General features: G+C 43.4%; 27 protein-coding genes and 1 pseudogene. 16 read left to right on the forward strand and 12 right to left on the reverse strand.

Going from position 1 to position 24095, the window contains the following annotated elements:
* Positions 1 to 54: 54 nt before the first annotated feature.
* A complete protein-coding gene (ggt, locus tag D0T92_RS01230) occupies positions 55 to 1842 on the forward strand; it encodes a gamma-glutamyltransferase (protein WP_151049458.1) in 1788 nt (595 codons plus the stop codon).
* Positions 1843 to 1906: 64 nt separating this feature from the next.
* On the opposite strand, the gene lpxC is transcribed toward ggt, so the two are convergent.
* On the reverse strand, positions 1907 to 2824 hold the full coding sequence (gene lpxC, locus D0T92_RS01235) for a UDP-3-O-acyl-N-acetylglucosamine deacetylase (RefSeq protein ID WP_151049460.1): 918 nt from the start codon (positions 2822 to 2824) through the stop codon (positions 1907 to 1909).
* 504 nt (positions 2825 to 3328) lie between these two features.
* Here lpxC and gap point away from each other — a divergent pair.
* Complete coding sequence (gene gap, locus D0T92_RS01240; RefSeq protein WP_151049462.1) at positions 3329 to 4333, forward strand: type I glyceraldehyde-3-phosphate dehydrogenase; 1005 nt, start codon at positions 3329 to 3331, stop codon at positions 4331 to 4333.
* 89 nt (positions 4334 to 4422) lie between these two features.
* Positions 4423 to 4770, forward strand: coding sequence for a helix-turn-helix domain-containing protein (locus D0T92_RS01245; RefSeq protein WP_151049464.1), 348 nt, complete (start codon positions 4423 to 4425; stop codon positions 4768 to 4770).
* Between the two features lie 235 nt (positions 4771 to 5005).
* Here the strand turns inward: D0T92_RS01245 and D0T92_RS01250 are convergent, their stop codons facing one another.
* The 3 genes from D0T92_RS01250 to arsC all read right to left on the reverse strand — a co-directional run bounded on the left by D0T92_RS01250 (position 5006) and on the right by arsC (position 7540).
* Positions 5006 to 6334, reverse strand: coding sequence for an MFS transporter (locus D0T92_RS01250; protein WP_151049466.1), 1329 nt, complete (start codon positions 6332 to 6334; stop codon positions 5006 to 5008).
* Between the two features lie 141 nt (positions 6335 to 6475).
* Positions 6476 to 7135 (reverse strand): YdcF family protein, encoded by a 660-nt coding sequence (locus tag D0T92_RS01255; RefSeq protein WP_151049468.1) that lies wholly within the window; start codon positions 7133 to 7135, stop codon positions 6476 to 6478.
* A gap of 48 nt (positions 7136 to 7183) precedes the next feature.
* Entirely contained in the window at positions 7184 to 7540 is a 357-nt protein-coding gene (arsC, locus tag D0T92_RS01260) for an arsenate reductase (glutaredoxin) (protein WP_151049470.1), read from the reverse strand.
* A 244-nt stretch (positions 7541 to 7784) separates the two neighbouring features.
* On the opposite strand from arsC, the gene D0T92_RS01265 reads away from it, so the two are divergent.
* Positions 7785 to 8267: a TlpA disulfide reductase family protein gene (locus tag D0T92_RS01265; RefSeq protein WP_151049472.1), complete on the forward strand. Its 483-nt coding sequence runs from the start codon at positions 7785 to 7787 to the stop codon at positions 8265 to 8267.
* A gap of 72 nt (positions 8268 to 8339) precedes the next feature.
* Here the strand turns inward: D0T92_RS01265 and D0T92_RS01270 are convergent, their stop codons facing one another.
* From D0T92_RS01270 to D0T92_RS01290, 5 genes are all read right to left on the reverse strand, one after another.
* The gene (locus tag D0T92_RS01270) at positions 8340 to 8603 is read right to left on the reverse strand and encodes a hypothetical protein (RefSeq protein WP_151049474.1); all 264 of its coding nucleotides are present in this window, start codon (positions 8601 to 8603) and stop codon (positions 8340 to 8342) included.
* Positions 8604 to 8985: 382 nt separating this feature from the next.
* Complete coding sequence (locus D0T92_RS01275; protein ID WP_151049476.1) at positions 8986 to 9297, reverse strand: ArsR/SmtB family transcription factor; 312 nt, start codon at positions 9295 to 9297, stop codon at positions 8986 to 8988.
* Positions 9298 to 9385: 88 nt separating this feature from the next.
* Complete coding sequence (locus tag D0T92_RS01280) at positions 9386 to 9913, reverse strand: rhodanese family protein (protein ID WP_151049478.1); 528 nt, start codon at positions 9911 to 9913, stop codon at positions 9386 to 9388.
* 95 nt (positions 9914 to 10008) lie between these two features.
* Positions 10009 to 10203: a YgaP family membrane protein gene (locus D0T92_RS01285; RefSeq protein WP_151049480.1), complete on the reverse strand. Its 195-nt coding sequence runs from the start codon at positions 10201 to 10203 to the stop codon at positions 10009 to 10011.
* Between the two features lie 155 nt (positions 10204 to 10358).
* A complete protein-coding gene (locus tag D0T92_RS01290; RefSeq protein ID WP_151049482.1) occupies positions 10359 to 10691 on the reverse strand; it encodes a zinc ribbon domain-containing protein YjdM in 333 nt (110 codons plus the stop codon).
* Positions 10692 to 10993: 302 nt separating this feature from the next.
* Between D0T92_RS01290 and D0T92_RS01295 the strand changes: the two genes are divergently transcribed.
* The 6 genes from D0T92_RS01295 (at position 10994) to D0T92_RS01315 (ending at position 17795) form a co-directional block, all read left to right on the forward strand.
* On the forward strand, positions 10994 to 15067 hold the full coding sequence (locus D0T92_RS01295) for a PAAR-like domain-containing protein (RefSeq protein ID WP_151049484.1): 4074 nt from the start codon (positions 10994 to 10996) through the stop codon (positions 15065 to 15067).
* On the forward strand, positions 15064 to 15363 hold the full coding sequence (locus D0T92_RS01300) for an Imm53 family immunity protein (RefSeq protein WP_151049487.1): 300 nt from the start codon (positions 15064 to 15066) through the stop codon (positions 15361 to 15363). Before D0T92_RS01295 ends, D0T92_RS01300 begins: the two co-directional genes overlap by 4 nt.
* Positions 15364 to 15449: 86 nt before the next feature.
* Positions 15450 to 15824, forward strand: coding sequence for an RHS repeat domain-containing protein (locus D0T92_RS11465; protein ID WP_225315122.1), 375 nt, complete (start codon positions 15450 to 15452; stop codon positions 15822 to 15824).
* Between the two features lie 71 nt (positions 15825 to 15895).
* Positions 15896 to 16909, forward strand: coding sequence for an RHS repeat domain-containing protein (locus tag D0T92_RS01305; protein ID WP_263641690.1), 1014 nt, complete (start codon positions 15896 to 15898; stop codon positions 16907 to 16909).
* Positions 16910 to 16966: 57 nt separating this feature from the next.
* Positions 16967 to 17359, forward strand: coding sequence for an ankyrin repeat domain-containing protein (locus D0T92_RS01310; RefSeq protein ID WP_151049489.1), 393 nt, complete (start codon positions 16967 to 16969; stop codon positions 17357 to 17359).
* 178 nt (positions 17360 to 17537) lie between these two features.
* Positions 17538 to 17795, forward strand: a complete 258-nt coding sequence (locus D0T92_RS01315) for a hypothetical protein (protein WP_151049491.1) — start codon at positions 17538 to 17540, stop codon at positions 17793 to 17795.
* Positions 17796 to 18023: 228 nt separating this feature from the next.
* Here the strand turns inward: D0T92_RS01315 and D0T92_RS11865 are convergent, their stop codons facing one another.
* Together D0T92_RS11865 and D0T92_RS01325 are read right to left on the reverse strand one after the other, a co-directional pair.
* Positions 18024 to 18224 (reverse strand): hypothetical protein, encoded by a 201-nt coding sequence (locus tag D0T92_RS11865; protein ID WP_449866975.1) that lies wholly within the window; start codon positions 18222 to 18224, stop codon positions 18024 to 18026.
* A gap of 389 nt (positions 18225 to 18613) precedes the next feature.
* Positions 18614 to 19621 carry an IS5 family transposase gene (locus D0T92_RS01325; protein ID WP_151049493.1) on the reverse strand — a complete coding sequence of 336 codons (1008 nt, stop codon included), beginning with the start codon at positions 19619 to 19621 and terminating at the stop codon, positions 18614 to 18616.
* A 79-nt stretch (positions 19622 to 19700) separates the two neighbouring features.
* On the opposite strand from D0T92_RS01325, the gene D0T92_RS01330 reads away from it, so the two are divergent.
* The 3 genes and pseudogenes from D0T92_RS01330 to D0T92_RS01340 all read left to right on the forward strand — a co-directional run bounded on the left by D0T92_RS01330 (position 19701) and on the right by D0T92_RS01340 (position 21952).
* Positions 19701 to 20231: an Imm15 family immunity protein gene (locus D0T92_RS01330; RefSeq protein WP_151049495.1), complete on the forward strand. Its 531-nt coding sequence runs from the start codon at positions 19701 to 19703 to the stop codon at positions 20229 to 20231.
* A gap of 102 nt (positions 20232 to 20333) precedes the next feature.
* A pseudogene (locus D0T92_RS11785) lies at positions 20334 to 21302 on the forward strand (RHS repeat-associated core domain-containing protein); the annotation flags it as partial.
* A 242-nt stretch (positions 21303 to 21544) separates the two neighbouring features.
* Complete coding sequence (locus tag D0T92_RS01340; RefSeq protein WP_151049497.1) at positions 21545 to 21952, forward strand: hypothetical protein; 408 nt, start codon at positions 21545 to 21547, stop codon at positions 21950 to 21952.
* A gap of 373 nt (positions 21953 to 22325) precedes the next feature.
* Here the strand turns inward: D0T92_RS01340 and D0T92_RS11790 are convergent, their stop codons facing one another.
* Positions 22326 to 22556: a hypothetical protein gene (locus D0T92_RS11790; protein WP_404821657.1), complete on the reverse strand. Its 231-nt coding sequence runs from the start codon at positions 22554 to 22556 to the stop codon at positions 22326 to 22328.
* Positions 22557 to 22715: 159 nt separating this feature from the next.
* Here D0T92_RS11790 and D0T92_RS11755 point away from each other — a divergent pair, with 159 nt between their 5' ends.
* Genes D0T92_RS11755 through D0T92_RS01350 form a run of 3 tightly spaced genes read left to right on the forward strand, consistent with a single transcriptional unit; the run spans position 22716 to position 24037 of the window.
* Positions 22716 to 23165, forward strand: a complete 450-nt coding sequence (locus D0T92_RS11755) for an RHS domain-containing protein (RefSeq protein WP_318527725.1) — start codon at positions 22716 to 22718, stop codon at positions 23163 to 23165.
* A gap of 57 nt (positions 23166 to 23222) precedes the next feature.
* Positions 23223 to 23618 (forward strand): hypothetical protein, encoded by a 396-nt coding sequence (locus tag D0T92_RS11760; RefSeq protein ID WP_318527726.1) that lies wholly within the window; start codon positions 23223 to 23225, stop codon positions 23616 to 23618.
* Positions 23619 to 23644: 26 nt separating this feature from the next.
* On the forward strand, positions 23645 to 24037 hold the full coding sequence (locus tag D0T92_RS01350; protein ID WP_151049499.1) for an ankyrin repeat domain-containing protein: 393 nt from the start codon (positions 23645 to 23647) through the stop codon (positions 24035 to 24037).
* The last annotated feature ends 58 nt before the right edge of the window (positions 24038 to 24095 follow it).

The raw sequence follows: 24095 nt of genomic DNA on the forward strand, positions 1-24095 counted from the left end.
GGTATCAGTTAATATTTTTAATAAATATAGATAAAAACAGATGGGAGAAAAATAATGAAGATAAAAGTTTTATGGGGTTTGCTGGCAACCTTAACTTTGGTCTCACAGGCAGCACCTTTACCGGATTTGAACGCTATAACTCAGGGTGTTGAAATTTCCGTTCAAAGTGTTGAAAAACGGGCACCGGAACAAGGTACGGGGCTGACCGATCAGAAATTGGTACGTGCAAAGGAATTTATGGCGGCATCGGCCAATCCGTTAGCAACCGAAGCCGGCTATGACATTTTAAAGCGTGGCGGTAGTGCCATTGATGCCATGATTGCCATGCAGACTACATTAAGCCTTACCGAGCCGCAGTCTTCCGGTTTGGGTGGCGGTGCTTTTTTGGTGTATTGGGACAATAAAGAGAAAAAACTCACCACTTTTGATGCGCGTGAAACCGCGCCGGAATCAGCTACACCTGAGCTTTTCTTAGATGAAGAAGGCAAACCGTTGCAATTTATGGAAGCGGTTGTCGGCGGCCGTTCGGTCGGGGTGCCGGGTATTCCCAAACTATTGGAAGACGTGCATAAACGCTATGGAAAACTGCCGTGGAATATCTTATTCGATAAACCGATTGCATTGGCACAAGAAGGTTTTGCCGTATCGCAGCGGATGGCACGTTCTATCGAGCAGAACCGCGAGCAATTACAACGTTATCCCGCAACAGCAGCTTATTTTTTACCCGGCGGCAAACCACTCGAAGAAGGTATGGTTTTAAAAAATCCTGAATTTGCCACTACAGTGAAATTATTGGCTGAAAAGGGCAGCGAACCATTTTATAGCGGCCAGCCCGCTATGAATATTGCAAAAGCGGTGAGCAATGCACAGGATAATCCTGGCTTGATGACGCCTAGTGATTTGCAAAGCTATCGGGTTATCGAGCGGCCACCGGTTTGTTCACCTTATCGAGAATATGAAATTTGCGGTATGGGCGCACCGAGTTCGGGCGGGATTGCTTTGGGTCAAATTTTCGGTATTCTACAAAATTTCGATATGAAAGCATTGGGGCCGGAAAGTATGTTGAGCTGGCGATTGTTGGGTGATGCTTCCCGCTTGGCATTTGCTGATCGCAATTATTATGTAGCCGATCCTCAATTTACCGATGTACCCGAAAAGATAATGCTTCATCCGGCTTATTTGAAACTGCGTGCCGGTTTGATTGCCGATCATTACGGCGCTTTAAAAAATATTACACCGGGTGGTTTTTCACGAACGGAACAGGCAGGCAAAAGCAATGATTTGGAGCTGCCCTCTACCAGCCATTTGGTGATTGTGGATAAAGAAGGTAATGTGGTTTCCATGACGACATCTATTGAAAATGCTTTTGGTTCGACCCTAATGGCCAATGGTTATCTTCTGAATAACGAATTAACCGATTTTTCGTTTACGCCGGTTGACGAAGAAGGTAGGATTATTGCCAACAGCGTGGCAGGCGGCAAACGGCCGCGTTCTTCCATGTCACCGACTATTGTTCTGAAAAATGGTGAACCTTATCTAGCGCTCGGTTCCCCCGGCGGCAGCCGTATTATCGGCTATGTGGCTAAAACTCTGATGGCACATCTTGATTGGGGTATGGATATCCAGCAGGCAATTTATTATCCAAACTTTTTGAATCGCACCGGTGTTTATGAACTTGAAGAAAATACTTCCGTTGCGACCAAGGCTCCTACTTTGGAAAGGTTGGGCTATCAGGTACAGGTACGCGATTTAAATTCAGGTGTACAGGGCATCGTTATCACACAAGAAGGCTTGGAAGGCGGGGCGGATCCGCGTCGGGAAGGCAAAGTGATGGGGGATTAAAATGATTTGGTAGAATGATTGAAGGCTGTCTGAAAATTTCAGACGGCCTTTTTATTAGAATAAGTTATGCGACATTCGGTAAACCATGAAATGCTGCCGGTAGGTCTTTATCGTTTGGAAATTCCACCCATTCATAAGCAGTTTCATCAGCCAAAATAGCGCGTAATAAAGCATTGTTAATGGCATGACCGGATTTATAGCCTTCGAAAGCGCCGATAATCGGATGGCCTAAAATATATAAATCGCCAATGGCATCTAAAATTTTATGGCGCACAAATTCATCCGGATAGCGCAAACCTTCGGGGTTTAAAACATCGGTATCGTCGATCACAATGGCATTGGAAAGATTGCCGCCCAAGCCAAGATTGTGGGAACGCATCAGCTCAACTTCCTGCATAAAACCAAATGTGCGGGCACGGGCGATTTCGTCGATATAGGATTTACCGGCAAAATCAATTTCAAAAGTCGGATTGCTGCGGTTGAATACCGGATGGTCGAATTCAATTGTTAAGGTTACTTTAAAGCCATTATAAGGCGTGAAGCGTACCCATTTTCCGGTTTCTTTGATTTCTACGGTTTTTAAAACTTTCAAAAAGCGTTTTTGTGCCTTTTGATCGATAATACCGGCATCTTGCAGCAGATAAATAAACGGCAGGCTCGAGCCGTCCATAATCGGGATTTCGGGTGCGTTTAATTCGATTAATACATTATCCACACCATAAGCAGCCAATGCAGACATAATATGTTCGATAGTACCGACGCGAACGCCGTTCTCAGTAACGATGGTTGACGATAAGCGGGTATCGTTAATCAGATAAGGCGTTAACGGAATCACATCGTTTTGTTCACCCACTAAATCGGTTCGACGGAAAGAAATGCCGCTGTTTTCCGCTGCCGGATGCAGGGTAAGCGCGACACGTTCGCCGGAATGGAGGCCAACACCGGTAACATGAATGGATTTTGCCAGTGTTCTTTGTAGCATATTGTTGTCCTTAGTTTCTTGCTTATTTTGATAATACGATAAAATAGAACGACCAACATAATATTTTTAATAGTATTTACTTATTATGAGATAAGAGCTTTATCTATTATCGGTTATTTTAAAAATATAAAGATTATTTTGTATACCTTTGTGTAAAAAATGTGGATAAATTAATTTTATCCACAAAATGAAATTTTATTTCATTCTTTATCCTTTATTACACTACTTTATTACGAATATTTGCCTACAACCTTTTTTGTAAAATAGCCTTCTGTTTTTTATATTTAAAATAGAGTTATCCACAAAAATAACAGCCATTCATTATTATCACCTATTTATATTTTAAATAATATTAAAAGAATTATTTTCAGTAATTTAGCCAACCTATTTACTTAACCTGAATCACATTTTGTACATTTTTATAAAAATAACACTAGGAAGTAATTTTATTTCATGATACAAAGGGTACATCTACTTAAAAATTTTACAATAAGGAGCAAATAAATGAGTATTAAAGTTGCTATCAACGGTTTTGGTCGTATCGGTCGCTTGGTTTTGCGTAAAATGATTGATCACAAAGATTTTGAAGTTGTGGCTGTGAATGATTTAACACCTGCCGATATGTTGTTGCATTTGTTTAAATATGACACCACACAAGGCCGTTTTCAGGGAGAAGCTGCATTAAAAGATAATGCTATAGTGGTAAACGGCAAAGAAATCAAAGTGCTTTCCGAACCGAATCCTGAAAATCTGCCTTGGGCTGAGTTGGGTGTTGATGTAGTTCTGGAATGTACCGGTTTCTTTAATAAACAAGAAAAAGCCGAAAAACACATTCAAGCCGGTGCTAAAAAAGTGATTCTTTCCGCACCCGGCGGCGATATGAAAACCATTGTTTACGGTGTGAATGAAGATACTTTAGATGGTAGTGAAACGGTGATTTCCGCTGCTTCCTGCACCACTAACTGCCTTGCGCCTATGGCCAATGTGTTACAGAAAAAATTCGGTATTGTCGAAGGTCTGATGACCACAATTCATGCTTATACCGGCGATCAGAATACTTTAGATGCACCGCACCGCAAAGGTAATTTCCGCCGTGCCCGTGCTGCTGCTATGAATATTGTGCCGAATACAACCGGTGCGGCTAAAGCCATCGGTTTGGTGATTCCGGAATTGAAAGGCAAACTTGACGGTGCCGCACAACGTGTACCGGTTGCCACCGGCTCTTTAACCGAACTGGTTTGTGTTTTAGAACGCCCTGTGACTATTGAAGAAATCAATGCCGCCATGCAAGAAGCGGCCAGTGAGGTTTATGCTTATAACGAAGATCCGATTGTATCTTCCGATGTGATCGGAATTGAGGCCGGCTCTATGTTTGATGCCACTCAAACCAGAGTGATTACAGTTGGCGATAAACAATTGGTGAAAACTGTTGCTTGGTATGATAATGAAATGTCTTATGCTTGCCAGTTGATACGTGTATTGGCCCATTTTGGCAAATTAATTCGATAATCTTTTATAAAATAATGCAGGCCGTCTGAAAATTGAACTGCACCCCAAAAGTTGGACACTCCTCCAACCCATTAAGGTGCAGTTTTCTTATGAGCAAATATACATTAGACTTTAAATACCAAGCCGTACAATATTATCAGCGCGTACGCAGCCAACAGCGTACTGCCGATCACTTTAATATTTCCCGTACCCATTTACGCCGTTGGATAGCCGCATACAACCAAGGCGGCATCCGCGCACTTGAGCATCCGCAGGCCATTATGATCATCAAACGCAAAAACCCCTTTATCGTCGACAAACCCGACCACGAAAAAACACAGGCGGAACTGATTGAAGAGTTGCGCTATATGCGGGCGGAGAACGACTATCTAAAGGAATTAAAAGCCCTCAGGCAGAAAGAAGCGGCCGCCAAAAAAGCGAAGCCGTCCAAGCACTGAGGGCAAAACATCCGCTTAAATACCTGCTGCACAGCGCCGCTCTGCCCAAAAGCAGCTTTTATTACCGCTTTCAGATGGCCTGTTTTGTTGATGGATAAGCAGCTAAAAGCACAATGCTCTGCTTTAATATAATGAGAAGCAAATACTGTCGATTTAAATACATCAAAGGCCGTCTGAATTTCTTTTTCAGACGGCCTTTGCTTATCATACCGATCCTCTATTACATTTTTCTACTTCAAACCGTAGGTTCAGGTTCCGGTTTTGCTGTTTCCTGTTCCTGTACGATTTGATTTGCATACGCTTGCGCTTCTTCCTCGTCAAACGGTCTGGTGACACCACAATCATTTCGCGGGTCAAGATCGGCCACAGCCGGGCCGGCTGCGGTAGCCGGCATATTAACATGCATACTGCGGCGATCTTCCGGTACTGCCTGCTGGCGCCATGCGAAAACGGCCAAGATAGATGCAAACACTATGAAATAGCCATAAAACCCATAACGTCCGATCTGATCCATAGTCAAACCTAAGATAATCGGTGCCAATAGCGAACCCATACCGTAGCTAAATAATAAGCTGCGGCTCACTTCTACGGTGCTCATTTCATGCGGTATCTGGTCGTTGGCACGGGCCACACTCAATGCATAAAGGGTAAACAGGCCGATACCGAAAAATACGGCGGTCACATAATGAATCCACATAGCCTGAATGCCCATAAACATCAATACAATGCCGGTTACCGCACCTACTGCAGAAATCACCGAACAAATACCAATTGCCGAACGGCGGCCGAAATGGTCGGAAAAACGGGCAATCGGCAATTGCACGACAAACCCCAGTGCCATAGCAATCATCAGATAAAACGAAATCTGGCGCACATTAAACTGTTGTTGCAATAAAAATACCGAAGCCATAGTAAAAAAACCGTTCATCAGCAAACCGGCCACAAAACTGCCGACTAAGGCCAAAGGGGCGATGGCAAACAGGCGCGGCAGGCTGATGCGTTGACGTGGTGGTTGCTCGGGTGCTTTTGAGCCCGTCATGGTCACCGGCAACATTGCCATCATCACCATAATGGCTGCCAGTGTAAAAATATCATGGCTGGAAAGTTTGAAACTCAACAGGCCTATACCGGCGGTAAACGAAATATAGTAAACCACATTATAAAGCGCCAATGTTTTGGCACGCGCTACGGCGGCACTGCGCTCAACCAGCCAGCTTTCCACAATCATCAGCAGGCTGTAATAACAGAAACCGAGCAATACCCGCAATACACCCCATACCCATAAATTATCGGTCATGGTGTGGCCGAGTGCAGCAATAGCAAAGATCGCACCAAATACACTAAAACCACGAATATGCCCGACACCGGAAACAACACGGTGTGCAACTACCGCGCTCAGTGTCGCACCAATAAAAAAGGCGGCATTCAATATACCGATGGCGGTATTATTCACACCCATCTGCGATAATTCCACACCGGCCGAGTTCAAAAACAAACCGAACCCTGCGAATAGAAAAAATACCGAAAAGAAAAGTGAGTAAAATTTATTAGACTGTTCAGCCATTAAAACGCTTTCATTTTATAGTTGTGATAAAAAAATCAGGCACGCACAGCGTACCCTGTCGGAATATTCAATATTGTATTTATAAAGTTATCAGGCCGTCTGAAACCGTTTCAGACGGCCTGTATATATTGTTGCCTCAATTTATTTCAATCCGAAAAAGGCCAATATGCTGTTGCCCCAGCTTTCAAAATAATAAATAAACAAAGCATAGCTTTCCTGAAGCAGAAACTTGGTTTTCTTTTGAGCTTGAGTATAACGGCTGGTCGGCGTACCGGAAGTTTTTGCATCCATACCCAAATCTTTAGCAATCACCGCAGCCCGTGCGGTATGATAAGGATCACTGACGATAATAATGGTGTGAATATCGTTGGCACGTAGCAACGGACGGATATTCAACAAATTTTCATAAGTATTGCGTGAGGTGTTCTCAAACAAAATACGATTCGGTGGCACGCCCTGCTTCATGGCATAACGCCGCCCGACTTCCGCTTCGGTCATAAACCCTTTTTTCGGGGTACCGCCGGTAAACACCAATTTATCGACCCGTCCGCTTTGATAAAGGGTAATCGCATGGTTAATCCGCTCCTGAAAAACCGGTGAAGGGCGTTTATCCCACGCAGCCGCCCCCAATACTACCGCCGCATCGGCATGCACATCGGCAGGCAGCGTTTCATTGCCCGTGCGGTATACCAGCCACACACAGCAAGAGAAAGTAAACACCACCAGCAACAGGCTTAATAAAAAGCCGTTTAACAGGTGATAGCGCAAGCCGTTTCGGCTTCGGTAAATCCGGGAACTCATATTTCGGCGTTTGCAGCGGCTTTAGTCAAATAAAAAATAATGGGATTTTTACAACAATGCTTCAATGTTTTCCAACGGCCTGCCGACGGCGGCTTTATCGCCGATAACGGCAATCGGGCGTTCAAGCAAAGTGGGATGCTCGGCAATGGCTTTTAATAAATCATCATCACTTAATTCGGCGTTATCCAATCCCAGTTCGCGGTATAATGAATCTTTAACCCGCATCATACTACGTGGCGAATCGGTACCCAGTTTGGTAAAAATATTTTGCAGCTCTTCAAAAGTAGGAGCAACATCAAGATAATTCACCACTTGGGTTTTAATACCGCGAACCTGCAACAAGGCAAGCGCGGCACGCGATTTGCTACAACGGTTGTTGTGGTACAGTATAACGATTTTCGACATGGCGGTTCCTGAAAGTTGGTATATTTTACTTGATTGTAAACCAATCTTTACATTTTGTCTTGCCATATCAGGCAATTACATTCATGCTAAAAATCTATGGTTTTACAACTGCCCGAAAACCCTATATAGGCCGTCTGAAAAGATAAAAAATCCAAATTTCAAATATAATCTATCCATTAAAATGATGTTGTAAAACCGCGATAAAATCTATTTTTCCGAAGTGGTTAACAAGAAAGAATATAAAATGAAAGCCTTATCTCTTTTTTTCATTGCCGCTGTTTTCAGCACAGGCACTTATGCCGCCACAAGCGATCTGCAAAATTGGAACAGCACCGCCCCCAGAAGCACCGCTTCATTAAAAGCGCCCGTACGCATTATCAATTTATGGGCGACATGGTGCGGCCCCTGTCGCAAAGAAATGCCTGCTATGTCAAAATGGTACCGTAAGCAGAAAAAAGGCAGTGTCGATATGGTTGGCATTGCACTGGATTCTACCGACAAAATCGGAGCCTTCCTCAAACAAACTCCGGTCAGCTACCCGATATGGCGTTATAGCGGTTCGGACAGCCGTGCCTTTATGAAATCATTCGGCAATACCGTCGGCGCGCTGCCTTTTACTGTAGTCGAAGCGCCGAGATGCGGTTACAAACAAGCGGTTTTAGGCGAAATTACCGAGAAAAAGCTTGATGAAGTATTAAAAGCCGCACGAGCTCAATGCACTGTTTAAACCATTCAAAATCAAATATCAAAGGCCGTCTGAGTGATTCAGACGGCCTTTGATTAGGTGAGTATTTAATAATTAATTACGTCTTTCAGTACGGCCCAAATGGTCGTAGTGGTATTGGAAAACTGCGTCGGAAGTTTCGCCACGGGGTGCAATAAATTTAACACGATCATCATTTTTAGCTGCACGTCTCATGCCCTCATAATGAACTTCTTGTAAACCCGGGATAGGGCCTGAATCGTTAGCATAGTCATATTTAGGCATGTGGGCGCCTTTAGCAGAAGCGAAAGAAGCGGCAAAAGTAGCTAAAGCGGCGAAAGTAAGTACAGTTTTTTTCATGATGGAGATCCTTTTAATATGTGTTTTATATTAGTTAATATGCCAGGCAATATTTGAAATTTGCTGCCTGCTTTGTTGATGTGTGTATTGTATGAAACAACCAATAATTGATAAATACCAATTTTATTTAACATTCATTTCTTAATAAGAAATCATAAAATACTAATGTCTACAAGCATTATTAAAAGGCATAAACCGACATAACAAGGCCAAGTTTAAAACACATCAAAAAGCCAAATAAAACTCGCCCTTATCATTTTATTTTCATATTCGATATCAAAAATTACTTAAATAATTTAAATATAATCAATTTGTTAAAATCAGCTTGATATAAAATAGGCCGTCTGAAAATTTTTTCAGACGGCCTATTGGTATAGAAAATTTATTTTTTATTGTCCGCTTCATCATCTTCGCAAAAAAATGAATACAGCAACTTAATAGTCTGGCCGACACGTTCATCAGCAATATAATACAAACGTTCCCTATGCCTGATTTCACAATCCACCAAACCGGCTTCTCTTAATAAAGCCAGCTGGCTCGACATAGCCGCTTGCGGCAAACCTGTCATATTGGCCAATTCGGTTACATTATATTTCCTGTCTTGCAAACTACATAACACAGCCAACCGGTTTGTATTAGCCATTAACTTTAGAAAAGCAGTAGCTTCATCATATTTGGCAAACATATCCTGCATATTGATTCACTTTATCTAAACTTTCGTGTGAGCAAATTGTATAACCAAACACTGCCAAACGGTGACAATATTTTTTAAATGCTTTTTATTACACCCGCCGGTTCCAAGGCATCAATGCCAAAATCCTTGCCATCCCGCAAAAACCGGTTAACCCCGCAGTCAGCAAACCTGCACCGACAAAAGCACACAATAAATAAAATAACGGCGACACCGCCCACCCCAATAAAGCACCCAATAAAGCCAACGAGCCGGCAGCAATTTGAACCTGACGCATCATTTCTAAAGGTTGGGAATGATCTTTTTGTGTCGGCAGTCCCGATGATTTCCAACCATCCAGACCTTTTTCCAAAATAAATGCCTCTTTACCTGCCGCTTTTTGGCTCAAAACTTCTGCCGCATTACGGGTACGCATACCTGATTTACAATGAAAAATTAGACATTCCGCCTTTTGTAAGGTTTCAGATAAACCATGTTCGTTAATTTGATTTAAAGGCTGCAATACCGCGCCTTCGATATGCTCGCGGCGGTATTCATCCGATTGGCGGATATCCACCAATACCGCGCCTTGCTGTAATTTTCTTTTTGCATCAACTGCATTAATAGTATCTACAGGCATAAAAATTCCTCAATTTAAAATATTTTATTTTTATGATTGTTTAACAAAAAACCAAACCGTCTGAAAAGCTTTCAGACGGCCTGAAACCTCCAGATTTATTTTTTACCGGTCGGGCAAGTATTGATGCCGAATAAAGTATAGAGCAAACAATAAGAAAACAATCCCGTAGCCAACGGAATCACACCCAGCCAGCCCCACCAACCAACTTTACCAGTAGCGGCTGCAATAATTAAAGCCAAACCGACCACAATACGGATAACTCTATCTATACCGCCCACATTAGTTTTCATAAAATGCCCTTTATCAATTTTTTAATATTTCATTTTAAATATATAATAAAAATATTATATTTGATAAATTATATATGATAAAAATAATTTGTCAAAAGAAAAAAGCCGTCTGAACCTTTTCAGACGGCTTTTTTAAATAAATTCAATCATATTTATCAGGCTTTTTTCACAAATTCCGATTTCAAATTCATCGAACTGCCATCAATGCGGCAGGCAATATCATGATCACCTTCCTGCAAACGGATACCTTTCACTTTAGTACCCTGTTTAATCACCATCGAGCTGCCTTTTACCTTTAAATCTTTAATCAAAACCACCGTATCGCCATCCGCCAGCGGCGTACCATTGGCATCTTTTACCGCCAAAATATCTTCGCTATCGGCCGCTTCGCCTTCCTGCCATTCATAAGCACATTCAGGGCAGACAAGCTGGATACCGTCGTGATAAGTGAATTCTGAGCCGCATTGCGGGCAGGCAGGAAAAGTCATATTGTGTTCCTTAAATATCGTTATTTTAAAAACAGCATTATAAGCGATAACACCTACCAGTACTTGATTACTTTATATAAAGAACACCATTTATTTTGGAGCTGAATAAATCTGCCTTTTTATAAATTCCTTTATCCTTTCAGACGGCCGTTTCACCAATACCTATTTAAGCCAATATCCTTACTCTTCTTGGGCAAATCATACCGTTTGTCATTAAAAAATACATCAACATCATATTCTATATGAATTTTATGACAGCGTAGCTATAATCCGGTTTCCTCCCATTTCCGAATCAGATGATTATGGCCGTCAATAAAATCGCCCGTAAAAGCAGTAAATTCAAAGTAATTTTTATGGTGCCCGATTTCTGTTTTGTTCCCGGTGTCGTCCCGCCCGTTCCTTTCCCTTTATTTGCCGATTTGGGTAGTGCCAAAACCGTTGCCAAAGACGTTAAAATCAACCGCAAACCCGCTTTTGTATACAATGCCAGTAAGGCCCCCAATACCTACGGCGACCAGCCCGGTATCCGTAAAGGTGTCGTTTCCCGCACCGTCGGTAAAGCAGCCTGGCCGATGATGCATTCTTCTTCGGTTAAAATCCGCAAGCGCTATATTATCCGCACCGGCGATATGTTTCACATGAACGGCAAGTTCAAAAAACGGTTGCCGCCCAAACCCTGTATTTCCTGTAAAGCCGCCGCAGGGGCAGGCCGCCCGGTCAACCCGATACACGGCCTCAAGTTTTTAACCGACGAAACCGATTTTGCCTTTGAGGGCATACTGCCTCTGGTCTGGAGCCGCAGCTATTATTCCGACCAAGACGGCACCGGCTGGCTGGGTGAAGGTTGGAGCATACCGGGCAGCCAACGTATGGTACGCAGCGCAGCGGGTTTGGCCTATATCGACGATCAGGGGCGGTTGTTTCCGTTGCCGGAAGTGGAGGAAGACGACGAAGAGCCGGTATTGTTTGAGAGCGAGCAGATTTGGTTTAGTAAAAACCCCGACGGCCATTATGTGATTGCCTCTTTAGACGGTTCGGTATCATTGCGTTTCGCCCCGTTAACGGTTTCCGACGACGACCCGAACGGTGAACATTGTGCCGAACTGCCTCTGGTTGCCGTAGAAGACGCCAACGGCAACCACCAGCGTTTTATTTACCATCCCGTTAGCGGACTGCCGCAATACATTATCGACGGCAACGGGCGGGTATTTCATCTGGCCTTCGGCAATGTCGGCGACGCAGCCGACCCCAAAATGCGGCTGCTGTCGGTGTCGTTGCTCGAAGCACTGCCCGCAGCGGGCGCAGATGCCCCAAGCGGTGAGGTATGGGTGCGCTACCAATACAACCGCAGCGGCGATTTAATCCGCGTTATCGGCCGCGACGGCGGCACCAAACGCAGCTTCACCTACCGCAACAACCTGATGGTGTCGCACACCGATGCCGCCGGCCTCAGCTCTTTCTACGAATACGACCATTACACCCCCACCGGCAAAGTGCTGGTTAACCGCACCAGTTTGGGCGAAGAATGGCGTTTCACTTATCACAACGGCTATACCGAAGTCACCGACGTTCTCGGCCGTACCGAACAATACCATTACGACTATAACAACGAGCTGACCAAACGGGTCTATGCCGACGGTAGCGAAGTATTGATGGAGCGCGACCACCTCGGCCGGCTGCTCAGCCACACCGACGCGATGGGGCGCATTACCCGCTACCAATACAGCAACGAAGGCCAAATCGAAAGCCTCACCCGTCCCGACGGTGCCATTCTGCATTTCGACTACGACGACAGCTACCGCCTTATCCGCCAAAGCGATGCCGAAGGAAACTACGACAGCTACAGCTACGACGAAGCCGGCAACCTCCTCACCCACACCAACCCGATGAAGCACATCACCCGCTTCGAGTATGCCGACAACGGCCTACTGCTGTCGGTCACCGATCCCAAAGGCAGCACCACCGGCTATCACTACAACCGCTACAACCAGCCCGACCTCATTACCGACTGTTCCGGCTATGAAACCCGGCTGGCCTACAATCAGGAAGGGCGGCTGACCCGTATTACCGACGCACTCGGCCAATATACCGAATATCAATACGACCCCAACCAAAACCTCACCCTCGCCGTTTATCCCGACGGCAGCAGGGAGCGCTTTCATTACGACACCGCCGGCCGCCTCACCACCCATACCGACGGCGAAGGCCACACCACCGCATACGAATACGGCCAAGACGGACTGCCGACCCAACGCACCAACGCCCTCGGCCACACCTTCGGCTACCACTACGATAAAGCCAGAAGACTGATCGCCCTCACCAATGAAAACGGCGCCCGCTACCGCTTCGCCTACGACGACAACGACCGCCTGATTGCCGAGAGCGGCTTCGACCACAAACTGACCGCCTATCACTACAATCAAGGCGGCGAACTCGTTCAGCAAAACGAATACGGCGACGATACCGCCACCGCCGCCAAACTCATGGCACAACTAAGCGGCCAATCCGCCCCAAGCACAGACAGAACCCCGCTTTCAGACGGCCTCAAAGACAAAACCGCGCTCAGAGTCACCGAATTCCAACGCGACATCTTAGGCCGTCTGACCCGCACCACCGCCCACGACAATCAGGGTCATAGCCAAGAAACCGTTTACGGCTACGACAGCAACGGCAACCTCGTCCGCGCCGCCAACGAAAAAAGCATTACCTGTTTCGACTACAACCCCAACGGCCAACTTATCGGCCAACACCAATGGGCGGTACCGACCCGAGAAGAAAACACCCGAAACGGCCTGCCCGACACCGACTGGCGCGACCCGCAATACGACATGCTGTTTCTGCCGCAGACTCAAAGTATCCATTACCATTACGACTTCAACGGCAACTGCACCGCCACCGTACTACCCGACGGCAGAAGCATCAACCACCTTTATTACGGCAGCGGGCATTTACACCAGATTAACCTAGACGGCGACACCATTACCGACATCGAACGCGACAAACTGCACCGCGAAATCGAACGAACACAGGGCAAACTCACCAGCCGCTACGAACTCGACCCCTTAGGCCGTCTGAAAAAACAGATTGCCGCACTCAACAGCTTGTCGGAAAGCGGCAAAGGTAAAAACAAAACCGCTGCCGGTCATACCGCCGTCAAACGCAGCTACGGTTATGATAAAACCGGCAATCTCATTCACAGCAGCGACCAAAGAAGCGGTGTAACAAAGTTCGAATACGACCAACTCGGCAGAATCACCAAAGCCGGCAAAGAAACCTTTGCCTTCGACCCCGCCCACAATATCCTTTCAGACGGCCTCAAAGACAATATTGCCGATAACCGTTTAAAAACCTATAACGGCATCAGCTATTACTACGACGACTTAGGCAACCTGATTCACCGCGAACTGGCCGACGGCGAAGTGCAGAACTATTTCTACGATCTGCACGACCAACTGGTTAAAGTGGAAATCTTCAAAAAAGATAACAGCAAAGAGACTTGGGTTTATAGCTACGACGCACTAGGCAGAAGAACCGGCAAAGGCCGTCTGAAAAACGGCCAAGAAGTTTCAGACGGCTTGGAAGATAAAACCGACTTCACTTGGGACGGCAGCCATTTAATACAGGAAACCCGTTCAGACGGCCTGTACACCTATATCTATACCGATAAAGATTCTTACGAACCTTTGGCACAAATCCGTAATTGGACAAACGAAGAAGGGGAAAGCTACCAGGAAACCAACTACTTCCACTGCGACCAAATCGGCATTCCGCGAGAGATGACGGATAAAGACGGGAATTTATTGTGGTTTGGGAAATATAAAGGTTGGGGGAAATTAGACCAAGAGACCAATATCACTAATGCCCATCAGCCGTTTAGGTTGCAGAACCAGTATTGCGACCAAGAGACGGGTTTGCATTATAACTTCTTTAGGTATTACGAGCCGGATTGCGGACGGTTTGTGAATCAGGATCCGATTGGGTTGTGGGGTGGGGATAATCTGTATATTTTTGCTGAGAATACACAGGTTTGGATTGACCCATTAGGACTAACGCCTAAAATCGGTTCGTGTTCCTCTTGTGGTTCTAAAAATGTTCAACAAATGGCAGAAGAGTTGGCTAATGAAATTGGTCAAAATAGCCTTTCTTTTATGACACCTACTACAATAGGGCATATTGATTTAAGAGGAAGGGCACATTTTGATAAAAAAATACAACAATCTATAGCTACTCCTCATATTCAAGAATCTCCTAAAGGTAAAAATCCTAAAACTGGAGAATGCTTTCCTGTAAAAAAACATGAAACAGTTAGGCCTGCTACAGTACAAGATATTCGTTGGGCTAGGAAATTAGCTAAAAAGCAAGGATTAATTTTATGAGTAATTTATTAACAAGCCTACAAAATTGGTATAAATCAAAATGTGATGGGGTTTGGGAACATTCGTATGGAATTGAAATTGATACTTTGGATAATCCAGGATGGAGAGTTTCTCTTTCTGGGGAAAATAATAAAAAAAATATAAATATTTTCCTTGAGAGATCTGATAAGAATTGGGTGTCAATAAAAGCCGATAGCAATGAATTTGTAGCCTATGGTGGGATTGATAATTTAGATGAAATGTTACATCACGCTTTGATATGGATTAAAAATGAAAAAATTGTCCTAGATGACTAGTAAATCGTAGCTTGTATTAAATACTTATACAAGAGGTAAGCAAGCCGTAGCCTGCATAAACATATCTATTTAAAGTGTAGAGTGTTGTGCCCTTTGGGCACGCACGCTTTTTTTGGCACTCATCAGGCCGTCTGAAAAATCAAATCGCCGAATTAAATACCGTTACCCAACCCAAAGGCAAAAACCAAACCGCTGCGGGTCATACCGCCATCAAACGCAGTTACGGCTACGATAAAACCGGCAACCTTACCCAAAGCAGCGACCAACGAAGCGGCATAACACAATTCGAATACGACCAACTCAGTCGAATCACCCAAGCCGATAAAGAAACCTTTGCCTTCGACCCCGCCCACAATATCCTTTCAGACGGCCTCAAAGATAAGATTGCCGATAACCGTTTAAAAACCTATAACGGCATCAGCTATTATTATGACGAATCAGCTATTATTATGACGACTTAGGCAACCTGATTCACCGCGAACTGGCCGATGGCGAAGTACAGAACTATTTCTACGATCTGCACGACCAACTGGTGAAAGTGGAAATCTTTAAGCCCGAACAGGAAAAAGAGACTTGGGTTTATAGCTACGACGCGCTAGGCAGAAGAATCGGCAAAGGCCGTCTGAAAAACAGCCAAGAAGTTTCAGACGGCTTGGAAGATAAAACCGACTTCACTTGGGACGGCAGCCATTTAATACAGGAAACCCGTTCAGACGGCCTGTACACTTATATCTATACCGACAAAGATTCTTACGAACCTTTGGCACAAATCCGCAATTGGACAAACGAAGAGGGGGAAAGCCACCAAGAAACCAATTATTTCCACTGCGACCAAATCGGCATTCCGCGTGAGATGACCGATAAAGACGGGAATTTATTGTGGTTTGGAAAATATAAAGGTTGGGGGAAATTAGAGGAAGAGACCAATATCTCTAATACTCATCAGCCGTTTAGGTTGCAGAATCAGTATTGTGATACCGAAACAGGGTTGCATTATAACTTCTTTAGGTATTATGAGCCTGATTGCGGTCGGTTTGTGAATCAGGATCCGATTGGACTAGGAGGGGGGAATAATTTGTACCAGTTTGCGCTTAATGCTCAAACATGGTTTGATTTATTTGGATTAAGTGCAACGGCTGCAGTATTAACTGGATTGGGTACGGATGCCGGAATATTGGAGCCGACGGATGCAGTCCCTCAAAAATGGGCAGGCTGGGGAATTGCACTTGGTGCAGCAGTCGCAGTGGATGTAGGAGTCTGGGCATACTCGAAATTACAAGCAAATTCAAAATCACAAGATGCAGAAAAGCAGCGTGAATATGAAATAGCAAAAAAGTTCTGTGACAATCCCCCGCCAACTGGAGAAAATAAATGCGCATCTTTGCACAATCAAATTGAACATGCGAAAAAATGTATTAATCTTTATGAAGAATGGGATAAAAAATGGCTACCTGGTAGGCATGCTCAAAAAATACAAGAATATAAAAACAGATTAAATAATCTAAAAAATGAGCATAAGAAAAATTGTGTCACTAGTAAGAAATAAATAAGAAATAAAATCTAAAATATTCAATTTATAAATTTACAGTTATAGGTGTTATAAATGGAAAAAGAACTATCAAATATTTTAAAAAGATATGAAATACATCCTGATTTTTTGGGTGTATCTATTGAAGATATCAATCAAGTAGGAGGCATGGATGACACAGTCTTACATATTGCAGCTAGAAATAATTATTTAAACGATGCTCTTATATTTCTTCAAAATGGAGCATTGATTGATATTAAGGGTGATTTAGGATATACGCCACTACATTATGCATGCATGTTTGGAAATATAGAAATGGTGAGATTACTCCTTGATAATGGCGCTAACAAAAATATCCAAAATGAATTTGGAGAAAATGCCATTAAAATTGCAATTAACTCATCAAGTGAAAATAAAGATATGATAGTAAAACTACTAAATAATTTTAAAAGAAAAAAACATAAATAACACAATAGCCTAGTAAGAAAACTTAGTTGCAAAGTGAGTTTCACAACATCTTGAATACAAATTTAGCCGCAGCCTGCATAAAAGTATCTATTCAAAGTATAAGGTGCTGTGCCCTTTGGGCACGCGCGCTTTTCTTAGTACTCATCAGGCCGTCTGAAAAAATAAATCGCCGCATTAAATGCCGTTAGAGGATAAAATAATTATGCATTATTATGATGGAACAAAGATTCAATTGGCAGATAGGGTTAAATTAGGTAATTCTAAAGGTATAGTGGTGGCTTTGATTGGAGAAGGATTGTATGAGAGTGAATATCTTTTAAAAGATTGGTCATATCTTAAACATGGATTACTAATATATTTTGACAAATATGGCTTAATTTATTATGTAAATATTGAACAAGATATTTCTTTCATTGAAAGAGGTTTATCTGCGTAGGTATAGTTAGTTCCATTGAGTGTAACTATATGCATGTTTTTCATGCTGTCTGAAAAACCATCACTCTTTTTTTTCAACAGTATAACTTAGCCCATTGCCTACTGCTTCGAAGCAAGTCGTAGCCTGCATAAAAACATCTATTTATCTATTCAAAGTGTAGGGTGTTGTGCCCTTTGGGTACACTTTTCTTAGCCATCATCAGGCCGTCTGAAAAAACAGATTGCCGAATTAAATGCCGTTACCCAACCCAAAGGCAAAAACCAAACCGCTGCGGGTTATACCGCCGTCAAACGCAGCTACGGTTATGATAAAACCGGCAACCTCATTCACAGCAGCGACCAAAGAAGCGGCGTAACAAAATTCGAATACGACCGACTCGGCAGAATCACCAAAGCCGATAAAGAAACCTTTGCCTTCGACCCCGCCCACAATATCCTTTCAGACGGCCAAAAAGATAAGATTGCCGACAACCGTTTAAAAACCTACAACGGCATCAGCTATTACTATGACGACTTAGGCAATCTGATTCACCACGAACTGGCCGACGGCGAAGTACAGAACTATTTCTATGATCTGCACGACCAACTGGTGAAAGTGGAAATCTTTAAGCCCGAACAGGAAAAAGAGACTTGGGTTTATACTTATGACGCGCTAGGCAGAAGAACCGGCAAAGGCCGTCTGAAAAACGGCCAGAGACCTTTGCGAAATAGTCCTTCACCCGACAGCCGAACTCCAAACACAGGATTTCGGCTGTTTTTGACCGCAATATCCCCTTTATTACTCCTCAGATGCCTAATTAATAGGCATCCGGCTGCCTTTTAGGCAGCAATAGGCGCACGTAGCCTGTTGGCCGCCTTCAACAGGTTCAAACATATCGCTTTCAGATGGCTTTGTGCTGATACTTTATCCAGCCCGAAGTAGGCTGCCCGCGCATAGCGGAATTTACGGTGCAGCGTACCGAAACTCTGTTCCACTACATAACGGGTTTTCGATAAATGTTTGTTGCGGCGGGTTTGCGCTTCCGTCAGCGGACGGTTGCGATGGGATTTACTCATAATGCCGTCTTTCAGTTTATATTCTTCCAGATGCTTTCTGTTTTCTGCACTGTCGTAACCTTTATCCGCATAGACGGTAGTCTCTTTGGCCATGCCTGCCAACAAAGGCAACAGATGTTTGCACTCGTGGGCATTGGCCGCTGTAATATGCAGCTTCTCAATATAACCTTCCGCATCGGTACGGGTGTGCTGCTTATAGCCTAATTGATGATGACCGTTCTTCTTCACCCAACGGGCATCTTTATCTTTGCTCGGTGTGGTTTGACCGGTTATCTCTCCTTCGCTATCAACCTCTATGGACTGACGTTGTTTACTGCCGGCCGTCTGAATAATCGTCGCATCAATAACGGCAGCCTGTGCCTTCTCTACCTTTAAGCCTTTCTCAGTCAGTTGGCGGTTAATCAAATCCAACAGTTCGGCCAAGGTATTATCTTGTGCTAACCAGTTGCGGTAACGGCAAAGGGTACTGTGATCGGGAATATTCATCTCGTCAAAATGACAAAACAGGTTGAAATCAATACGGGTAATGAGACTGTGTTCGAGTTCGGGGTCGGAAAGACTGTGCCATTGGCCGAGTAAAACGGCTTTAAACATAGCCAATAAGGGATAGGCGGGACGGCCGCGGTGATCTCTGATATAACGGGTTTTCTGACGATTCAGATACTGCTCTACCGGCTGCCAATCAATTACCTGTTCGAGCTTTAATAAAGGAAAGCGGTCAATGTGTTTGGCAATCATGGCTTGGGCGGTTTGCTGAAAGAACGTACTCATGAGAAATCCCTTAAATATCTTTGGTGAAGAATTTAAGGGATTTTTAGGGTTTTTGCAAAGGTCTCAGAAAGTGAAATAAATGTTAACCAAAAAAATTGCGAAAATTTTTAAAGATTCATCCATTCAGTTTGAAGAACTTCTTTTTGATTATGAGACATTTGAAGAACCCCCTTTAATTAACAGATATACTAAAGTAAAAAAAATAGCAAAAGATATAGATAGAAAGGATTTAAATACTTTTTTATTTAATTTGGCTTTGGCACATTTAAACAATGTGGTGTTATATGCAAAAAATAAACTAACCTCGGAAGAGTTTGCTAATTTTTTTATTTGTTTGGTTTATCATGGTGATGAAAATAAAGTAGATTCAGGTATAAGCGAATTTGGTTTTTATATGCCAACTTTCTGTGTTACAAGAAAAGAAAAGCAATTAGATATAAAAAATCAAATTAAAAAGGAGGCTATTATTAATCTGGAAAACTACCCTATCATAAAAAAAACGCTAACGGATTTAAACCTAATTCAAATTATGGATGTCCATCTTGAAAGTTTTACTGACCAATTTGGCTCTGAAATTAAAAGATTTTTCTTTTTATATAAGGAAATTTAAATAATTGTATTTTTTATAGAATTTCTATTCAAAGCGTGAGGTATGTGCCCTTTGGGCATGCACGCTTTTTTTTGGTACTCATCCGGCCGTCTGAAAAAATAAATCGCCGCATTAAATGCCGTTACCCAACCCAAAGGCAAAGACAAAACCGCTGCGGGTCATACCGCCGTCAAACACCGCTATGGCTACGACAAAACCGGCAATCTGATCCATTCAACAGACCAAAGAAGCGGCGTAACACAATTCGAATACGACAAACTCGGCCGAATCACTAAAGCCGACAAAGAAACCTTTGCCTTCGACCCCGCCCACAATATCCTTTCAGACGGCCAAACAGATAAGGTTGCCGACAACCGCCTCAAAACCTACAACGGCATCAGCTATTACTACGACGACCTGGGCAACCTAATCCAGCGCGAACTGACCGACGGCGAAATATAGAACTATTTCTACGATCTGCACGACCAACTGGTGAAAGTGGAAATCTTCAAACCCGAACGGGAAAAAGAGACTTGGGTTTATACGTACGACGCACTGGGCAGGAGAATCGGCAAAGAGCGGGCGGACGTTTCAGACAGGCATACTGCAGATAATGCCTGTCTGAAAACCGGATTTATCTGGGACGGCAGCCACCTGATACAGGAAACCCGTTCAGACGGCCTGTATACCTATATTTATACCGACAAAGATTCTTACGAACCTTTGGCGCAAATCCGCAATTGGATAAATGAAGAAAAGGAAAGCTACCAGGAAACGAACTACTTCCACTGCGACCAAATCGGTATCCCTAGAGAGATGACGGATAAAGACGGGAATTTATTGTGGTTTGGAAAATATAAAGGTTGGGGGAAATTAGACCAAGAGACCAATATTACTAATGCCCATCAGCCGTTTAGGTTGCAGAACCAGTATTGTGATACTGAAACGGGTTTGCATTATAACTTTTTTAGGTATTATGAGCCGGATTGTGGTCGGTTTGTGAATCAGGATCCGATTGGGTTGTGGGGTGGGGAGAATTTTTATCAGTTTGCGTTTAATACTCAAGAATGGACTGATCCCCTGGGACTTGCTAGAAGAAGAAAAAATGCTAGCGATGAAGTAGGTAGCTGTGCATCTGATAGTTCCAAAAATGAAAAACATGGGGATGGTGGACGAGCTATTTCAAAATCTCAACAAGATATTGCAAGATTAAGGGAGCAATTAAAAACAGCAACTGGCCGGGAGAAAAAGAAAATAGAGCAAAAAATTCAAAATATTACTAAAGCTGCACAAAGAAAAGCCAAAGGAGAGGAACATAGCAGAGGAGCAAAAAGATGAGATTGGAATTATTTCCTCTAAAGTCGGTGGGGCACTTCAAATTTGGTAATCATATTCAGCACTACACATCTCTGTTAAAGGATTTTAAATGTAGTGAACCTGATGAGTTCGGCTATGTTCACTATGAAGCTCCTGATGAAAGTTTTTTCATTACAGTAAAAGACAATAGAATTGATTCTATATTTTGTTATAAAGAACTTTGGTTTAAGGATGTGAATTTAATTGGGATAAGTATTGAAGAGTTTCAAAAAATAACAGAAAGCAGTTTTGTAGGAGAGATTGATGAATTACATGTTGAAGATGATAGTATTCCCCAGTTAGTTTACCAGTTTGAAGAACTTGGGCTACAAGTTTGGGAGAAAAATAAAGTGATTGTAACTATAGTTGCGGACTCTGGTCGTTAGCTAAAGATACTCTCAGCCGATTGACTGCCGAAAGCGGCTTCGACCACAAACTGACCGCCCCGAGGTCCAACGCACCGTCTACCACTACGATGCCGAAGGCCGTCTGGTACGGGCGGCCAATCCCGCCGCCATCACCTGTTTCGATTACGACAGCCTGGGGCGGCTCATCCAGGAAAGCTTCCGGGCGCACCGCCCGCAGGACGACGTAGCCGAATACCTGCCCGCCACCGACTGGGACAACCCCGAACACGACCTTATCCTACTGCACAAACACCGCCACATCCGCCACCACTACGACTCCAACGGCAACCGTACCGCCACCGAACTGCCCGACGGCAGAAGCATCAACTACCTCTACTACGGCAGCGGGCATTTACACCGGATCGATCTGGACGGAGAAATCATCAGCGACATCGAGCGCGACAAACTGCACCGCGAAATCGAACGGACCCAGGGTAGGCTCACCAGCCGCTACGGCTACGACAAAACCGGCAACCTCACCCAAAGCAGCGACCAACGAAGCGGCACCACACAATTCGAATACGACCCACTCGGCCGAATCACCCAAGCGGATAAAGAAACCTTTGCCTTCGACCCCGCCCACAATATCCTTTCAGACGGCCTCAAAGATAAGATTGCCGACAACCGTTTAAAAACCTACAACGGCATCAGCTATTATTATGACGACTTAGGCAACCTAATCCAGCGCGAACTGACCGACGGCGAAATATAGAACTATTTCTACGATCTGCACGACCAACTGGTGAAAGTGGAAATCTTCAAACCCGAACGGGAAAAAGAGACTTGGGTTTATACGTACGACGCACTGGGCAGGAGAATCGGCAAAGAGCGGGCGGACGTTTCAGACAGGCATACTGCAGATAATGCCTGTCTGAAAACCGGATTTATCTGGGACGGCAGCCACCTGATACAGGAAACCCGTTCAGACGGCCTGTATACCTATATCTACACCGACCAAAACTCTTACGAGCCCTTGGCACAAATCCGCAACTGGACAAATGAAGAAGGGGAAACCCGACAGGAAACCAACTATTTCCACTGCGACCAAATCGGCATCCCGCGGGAGATGACGGATAAAGACGGGAGACTGCTTTGGTTTGGCGATTATTACGGTTGGGGTAAGCTAAAGAGTGAAACCAATATTACCAATGCCCATCAGCCGTTTAGGTTGCAAAACCAATATTGCGACTAAGAAACGGGGCTGCATTATAACTTTTTTAGGTATTACGAGCCTGAATGCGGGCGGTTTGTGAATCAGGATCCGATTAAATATTTTGGAGGTACAAATTTTTATACTTATGCTTTTAATATTACAAATTGGATAGATCTTATAGGTTTGAACCCGTTTAGAATTTATTCACAATTAAAGCAAATATTTAATAAAATAAATAAAAAAAGCAAAAAAACCAATAAACGTGATCAAGAATATCAACTAGCAAAAAGATTTTGTGATACTCCAGTTCCACCGCAGGCATCTAGATGCGCAACTTTAAGTGCACAGATTGAACATGCCAAAAAATGTATTAAACTTTATACGGATTGGGATAAAAAATGGCAACCAGGTAGGCATGCGATTAAAATTAAGGATTGGCAAAATAGATTGAATGCTTTGAAAGAGAAAGAAAAATCTGAATGTTCTAAATAAAGCAAAGATTAATTCGGAGATAAAAAATGAATGATTCATTACTAAAACTTTTTTCTAAATATCAAAATTACCCTAGTTTTTTTACTTATCCTCCCATTACCTCTGTACATGATTTGGGTTCTATGGGAGAAACATTATTAAATTTAGCGGTGAATTCTCAAGCTAAAAAAGATGTTCTTTTATTAATAGAGAATGGTGCAAATGTTAATCAATCAGGAGAATTAAGTTTTACTCCTATCCAAAATGCTTGCCTCAATGGGAATACAGATATTATTATGATTCTTTTAGAAAACAAGGCCAATATAAATATAAAAAATGAGTTTGGATATAATGCTAAACATTATGCTACAGAAGAATATCATGATAAAAAGAAATCGAAAGAAATATTAAACTTATTAAAAAATTACAAATATAAATAGAATATTCTTTTTAGGCCGTCTAACCCACACCACTGTCCACGACAATCAAAGCCATACC

The sequence above is a fragment of the Neisseria zalophi genome (genome assembly GCF_008807015.1).
GTDB lineage: Bacteria > Pseudomonadota > Gammaproteobacteria > Burkholderiales > Neisseriaceae > Neisseria > Neisseria zalophi.